The sequence below is a fragment of the Haliea sp. genome, assembly GCF_040222615.1.
Lineage (GTDB): Bacteria > Pseudomonadota > Gammaproteobacteria > Pseudomonadales > Halieaceae > Haliea.
Genome location: NZ_JAVKCQ010000231.1, coordinates 1 through 5,711, shown reverse-complemented (window position 1 = coordinate 5,711; position 5,711 = coordinate 1). Strand labels below are relative to the sequence as shown.

Here is a 5,711-nt window from a genome sequence, read left to right as displayed (position 1 = left end):
GACGAAGGGCTTGAAGCTCGAACCGGGCTGGCGGCGGGCCTGGGCGGCGCGGTTGAATTTACTGTTTTCGAAGCCCATCCCGCCCACGATGCTGACGATGGCGCCGTTGTCCGGATTCAGGGATACCAGCGCCGCCTGGGCGGCCGGGACCTGGGCCAGCTCCCAGCTGCCGTCTTCGCGCTGCTGGACCCGTATGAGGTCACCTGCACTGACCACGTCCTCGACGCTCTGCGGGGCCCGGCCCACGGCATTCTCTGAAAGGTAGGGGCTGGCCTGGCGCAGGCCGTGATCCCAGAGCAAGGTGCCGGTGCTGCCGTCACGGAACAGGATATTGACCTGGGCGTCCGCCAGCTCGGTGACAATGGCGGGTGTGAGCCCCGCCACTACCGGCGTATCGGCCAGGGCCGCAAGCCACAGCGATATAGCTGTGGCGCCGGAGTCTTCGGCGGGCGGCGGCAGCTTGCGCTCCGCGCCGCGATAGCCATGGCGCTTGTCGTAGGTGATGAGACCGCGAATGACGGCCTCCTGGGCCAGCTGCTGGAGCTCGCTGCTGATGGTGGTGTACACCCTGTAGCCGTCGGTGTAGGCAGCCATGCCGAAACGGTCCAGCATTTCCTGGCGGGCCATTTCCGCCGCATAGTGGGCGGCAAAACTTAATTGCGCCCCGTGCTGCCGTGCGCTGACGGGTTCGGCCACCGCGGCAGTCCAGGCTTCGCGATCGATGTAGCCAAGGCTGAGCATGCGCCCCAGAATCCAGTTCCGCCGTTCCAGGCTTGCCTGCGGGCCGCTGATCGGATTGTTGCGCGACGGTGCCTTGGGTATGCCGGCAAGCATTGCGTGCTGGGCCAGGCTCAGTTCGCTGATGGTGCTGCCGTAGTACACCTGGGCCGCGGCCTCAAAGCCGTAGGAGCGATGGCCGAGGAAGACCCGGTTGAAATAGAGCTCAAAGATCTCCTGCTTTTCCAGCGCGCGCTCGATCTGGAAGGCCAGCAGGATCTCGTTGAACTTGCGCATGAATGTGCGCTCCAGGCTGAGGAAGTAGTTGCGCGCCACCTGCATGGTGAGGGTGCTGCCGCCCGAACCTTTTTCACCGGTCAGGGCCAGCTCCGACACCGCCCGCAGGAGGCCGGCAAAGTCCACGCCCCGGTGGCTGAAGAAACGGTCATCCTCTGCCGCCAGCAGTGCCTGGATGAATTGCGGCGGAATTTCATCGAAGTGCATGGGGTTGCGCTTCTGCTCCCCGAACTGGCCGATGAGGTCGCCGTCGCGGGTAAAAACCTGCATCGGGGTTTGCAGTTTGACGTCCCGCAGGGTCGCAACATCAGGCAGCCCGGGGTTCAGGTAGAGGTAGACTCCCGCCAGGAGCCAGCTGGCAGCCAGGAAGCCGAGCAGGGAGCAGCGCAATAAAAAACCGAGGAACTTCATTTATTCCTTTACAAAGCAGTGACTTGTATTACTGTAGGTTGAAAGGGGGGTCTGTGTCTTTTGGTAATTATAAGCTTATTTTGCTTTTTGATTGCATGAATGATTATGCTATACCTATAATTAATGTAATGGTGTATAAAAACAAGCTAAGTTAGTGATACTCATAGGAAAATGATTTGCTTGGCATTCTAGGGAAGAAAAGGTCGGCACCGGTACTGGGGTTGGATATCAGCTCCACTACAGTGAAGTTGCTTGAGCTGAGCCAGTCCGGGGGTCGCTACCGGGTCGAGAGCTACGCCGTGACATCACTGCCGGTTGACGCTGTCATTGAGAAGAACGTCAATGACATCGAGGGCGTGACCAACGCCGTTCGTACCGTTGTGGCGCAGTCGCGGACCAAGCTGAAAACGGCTGCCGCTGCTGTCGCCGGCTCATCGGTCATCACCAAGGTCATCGACATGCCCGTGGGGCTCAGTGACGATGACCTTGAAACCCAGCTGACGCTGGAAGCGGATCAATATATTCCCTATCCGCTGGACGAAGTGGCTATCGACTTTGAGATCCTGGGTGCCTCGCCCTCCAATACCGGCCAGGTGGAGGTGCTCATTGCCGCCTGCCGCAGGGAAACGATCGACTCCCGGGTGGACGCAATCGAGGGCGCCGAGCTCACAGCCCGGATCATGGATGTCGAAGCCTACGCCATGGAGCGCGCCTACGGCCTGATCCGGCGCCAGCTCGACCTGGAAGTCGAGAGCATGGTGGCGATCGTTGACATCGGCGCCACCATGACCACTCTCAGCGTTCTCAACAACGGCCAGACCATCTACACCCGCGAACAGCTTTTTGGTGGCAAACAGCTGACCGACGAGATCATGCGTCGCTACGGCCTGCCTCTGGAGGAGGCCGGGCTGGCCAAGAAGCAGGGTGGTTTGCCCGATGACTACGAGCCGGAAGTTCTCATTCCCTTCAAAGAGGCCGTGGTGCAGCAGGTGGCGCGTTCCCTGCAATTTTTCTTCTCTTCCAGTCAGTTCAATGACGTCGATTACATTATTCTGGCGGGCGGCGTGTCCTCCATGGATGGCCTGGTCGACCTGGTGCAGGACAAGCTGGGCACTCCGACCGCTGTTGCCAATCCCTTTGCCGAGATGACGATCTCCTCCCGGGTCAATGCCGTGGCGCTGAGCAGCGATGCCCCGGCCATGATGATTGCCTGTGGCCTCGCACTGCGGAGCTTTGACTAATGGCGCAAATTAACCTCCTGCCCTGGCGCGAAGAGCGCCGAGCCGAGCGCAAGAAGGAGTTCCTGATCCTGCTTGCCGCCGTGGCCGTGCTCGGTGTGTGCCTGGTGTTGCTGGGCGACCGTGTCGTCAACGGCCAGATTGATTACCAGCAGGCGCGCAACCAGCACCTGAAGGAAAATATTCGCGTACTCGACGCACAGGTTGCTGAGATCAAGGACCTGCAGCGTCGGCGCAACCAGTTGATCGAGCGCATGCGCGTCATTCAGGAATTGCAGGGTAATCGCCCGATAATCGTGCGGGTTCTGGACCAGCTGGTCAGGACCGTTCCCGACGGGGTCTTCTATACCAGCCTGACCAGCAATAACAACCTGATTACCCTGACCGGTATTGCGGAATCCAACAACCGGGTCTCGAGTTTGATGCGTCGGCTTGACGGGTCCGACTGGCTTCAGCAGCCGAACCTGGATTCAGTACGAGCGGCGACCCAGTACGGGGATCAGGCGGCAACGTTCAACCTGAAGGTCAAGGTGCAGTTGCCTGCATCCGACAACGGCGCGGGAGAATAGCTCGTGGCACTCGAAGATACTCTCCGCGCACTCAGGGAATTCGATGTCAACGACATCGATTTTGACAATATCGGTTCCTGGCCGGCAGGGGCCAAGGTCGCGCTGAGCGTGCTGTTGCTCCTTGCGGTGCTTGCGGGCGGCTATTACCTCCATATCAAGGACCTGCAGGCACAGTTCGACCGGGTGCAGGCGGAAGAGAGCCGGCTGAAGCAGGACTATGAAAAGAAAGCCTTCGAGGCGGCCAATCTGGAGGCATACAAAGAGCAGATGGTGGAAATGGAGGAATCCTTTGGCGCCCTGGTCAGTCAGCTGCCCAGCGATACCGAAGTTCCGGGCCTGCTCGAGGATATCACCAACAAGGGCCTGATGAACGGCCTGGAAATCAACAGCATCAACCTGCAGGCAGAACAGGCGCGCGAGTTTTACGTGGAGCTGCCGATCGCCATTACCGCTACCGGTTCGTATCACGATCTGGGCGCTTTCATCAGCGGGATGGCGGGCCTGCCTCGAATCGTGACACTGCACGACTTCTCTATCACTGCGCGGACCGGTAACAGCAATGCTCTCAACCTGAGCATTACTGCCAAGACCTACCGCTACAAGGATGGGGAGGGCTAGAGCATGAGCAAGGTATGGCGTCTGGCCGCGACGGCGGTGTCCGCAGCGCTCCTGCTGAGCGGCTGCGGTGGAGATGGGTTCGATGATCTCGACGTGTTTATGGCGGAAAAGCGCGCTCGTCCCGGCGGTATCATCGCGCCGATCCCGACTTTCCAGGCCTATGAGGCGTTTGCCTATAGCGCTACGGCGCTGCGCAGCCCGTTTGATCGTCCGGTTGAAGTGCGCGATATGACGCAAATGCAGGCGATCAGTGCGATCAAGCCTGACGAGAACCGGGCCAAGGAGTTTCTGGAGCAATATACCTTTGACTCGCTTGCGATGGTGGGCTCCCTGGAGCGCGGCGGTACCCAGTGGACTCTGATCAGGGATCCCGAGGGTGGAGTACACCGCGTCCGACTGGGGAATTTCCTGGGACGCAATCACGGCAGGGTGGTCGAGATGACAGATACCTACGTTGCCGTGGTGGAAATCGTCAGTGACGGTACCGCGGACGGGTGGGTAGAGCGCCCGCGGACAATCGAATTGAGCGGCATCTGACGCAGGGGCCATTGGTGACAGCCATGTTGAATATAACAGCGAACTTGGGGAAAAATGCCGTGAGAGAAGGATCTTGCAGACGCGGGTTGGGACTGCAACATCTGGCAGCAATGCTGGTTTTCAGTCTATTGGCGCAGGTCGGCTACGCGGCCCCAACGGTTACTGATATTGAGTTTGCCTCCCGCCCTGGCAGCAAGTTCGAGGTGCGTCTGGAGTTTGACGAGACGCCGCCGGAGATGCAGGCCTACACTATTGAGAAGCCGGCCCGGATCGCAATCGATTTCCCCGGCGCCCGCAGCGCCCTGCCGAGCAAGAGCTATTCCCTGCCCTATGGCAATGCCACCGGCATCGTCGTGCTGGAATCCGGTGACCGCACCCGTATGGTGGTCAACCTGGTCAAGCTTGTGCCCTACGAGACTCGCGTTGAGGGCAACAATCTCTACCTCATCGTTGGTCAGGATGAGACGGGGGACTTTGTCAAACCCTCCAGCGATCCCAATCGCCTGATTTCCCGGGTTGAGCAGGTCGCCCGCGAGCGTTCAAGTATTACTGACCTCCAGTTCCAGCGGACAGGAACCAGCGAGGGCCGGCTGACCCTTGAGTTGAGCAACCCCGCGGTGGATGTCAACGTCTTCAGCGAGCGTGGGGACATTCGCGTGCAGTTCCTCGACACCACTGTCCCGGACCGTCTCATGCGGCGCTACGATGTGACCGACTTCGCCACGCCGGTTACCAGCGTTGACGTCAACAGCGCCGAGCGCGGCGCGACCCTGACCCTGAAGACGACGGGCGAGTTCGATTACCTGGCATACCAGACTGACAACCAGTACGTGATAGCGGTCAAGCCGCTGTCGAAAAAGGAAATAGAGGATCGCCGCGACGAGTTCAACTATGTCGGAGAGCGTATCTCCCTGAACTTCCAGGATATTGAGGTGCGGGCGGTGCTGCAGCTTATCGCCGACTTCACCGAGCTCAACCTGGTGGCGAGCGATACGGTCTCCGGTCGCATCACCCTGCGCCTGCAGAATGTGCCCTGGGACCAGGCGCTGGAGCTGGTGCTGCGGACCAAGGGCCTGGACAAGCGGCAGGTTGGCAACGTGCTGATGGTGGCGCCGGCGGCGGAGATTGCCGAGCGCGAGCGGCAGCAAATTGAAGCCAACAAGCAGATTGCCGAACTGGCGCCGCTGCAGAGTGAGTTCATCCGTATTCGCTACGCCAGTGCTGCCAGTGTGGTAAACCTGCTCAAGGCCGGCTCCGAGGACGGCGGTACGCTCATTTCGCCGCGCGGCTCGGTGATCGTTGAGCCCCGCACCAACTCCCTGAT

Annotated in this window: 6 protein-coding genes; 5 read left to right on the top strand and 1 reads right to left on the bottom strand. The window is 60.1% G+C overall.

Annotation, left to right across the window (positions count from 1 at the left end; translation table 11 throughout):
• A partial coding sequence (locus RJQ10_RS18215; RefSeq protein WP_350148809.1) for a penicillin-binding protein 1A occupies positions 1-1,425 on the bottom strand: 1,425 nt, incomplete at its 3' end.
• A 176-nt stretch (positions 1,426-1,601) separates the two neighbouring features.
• Between RJQ10_RS18215 and RJQ10_RS18210 the strand changes: the two genes are divergently transcribed.
• From RJQ10_RS18210 to RJQ10_RS18190, 5 genes are all read left to right on the top strand, one after another.
• Entirely contained in the window at positions 1,602-2,666 is a 1,065-nt protein-coding gene (locus RJQ10_RS18210; RefSeq protein ID WP_350148808.1) for a pilus assembly protein PilM, read from the top strand.
• Positions 2,666-3,232 carry a PilN domain-containing protein gene (locus RJQ10_RS18205; RefSeq protein WP_350148807.1) on the top strand — a complete coding sequence of 189 codons (567 nt, stop codon included), beginning with the start codon at positions 2,666-2,668 and terminating at the stop codon, positions 3,230-3,232. Before RJQ10_RS18210 ends, RJQ10_RS18205 begins: the two co-directional genes overlap by 1 nt.
• Positions 3,233-3,235: 3 nt before the next feature.
• On the top strand, positions 3,236-3,850 hold the full coding sequence (locus tag RJQ10_RS18200; RefSeq protein ID WP_350148806.1) for a type IV pilus inner membrane component PilO: 615 nt from the start codon (positions 3,236-3,238) through the stop codon (positions 3,848-3,850).
• A 3-nt stretch (positions 3,851-3,853) separates the two neighbouring features.
• Complete coding sequence (locus RJQ10_RS18195) at positions 3,854-4,387, top strand: pilus assembly protein PilP (protein WP_350148805.1); 534 nt, start codon at positions 3,854-3,856, stop codon at positions 4,385-4,387.
• 110 nt (positions 4,388-4,497) lie between these two features.
• Positions 4,498-5,711 (top strand): type IV pilus secretin family protein (locus RJQ10_RS18190; RefSeq protein WP_350148804.1); only part of this gene is annotated, 1,214 nt, incomplete at its 3' end.

Excerpts from the sequence above, each read along its gene's own strand:
- RJQ10_RS18205 (WP_350148807.1), top strand. The coding sequence starts at position 2,666 with ATGGCGCAAATTAACCTCCTGCCCTGGCGCGAAGAGCGCCGAGCCGAG.
- RJQ10_RS18195 (WP_350148805.1), top strand. The coding sequence starts at position 3,854 with ATGAGCAAGGTATGGCGTCTGGCCGCGACGGCGGTGTCCGCAGCGCTC.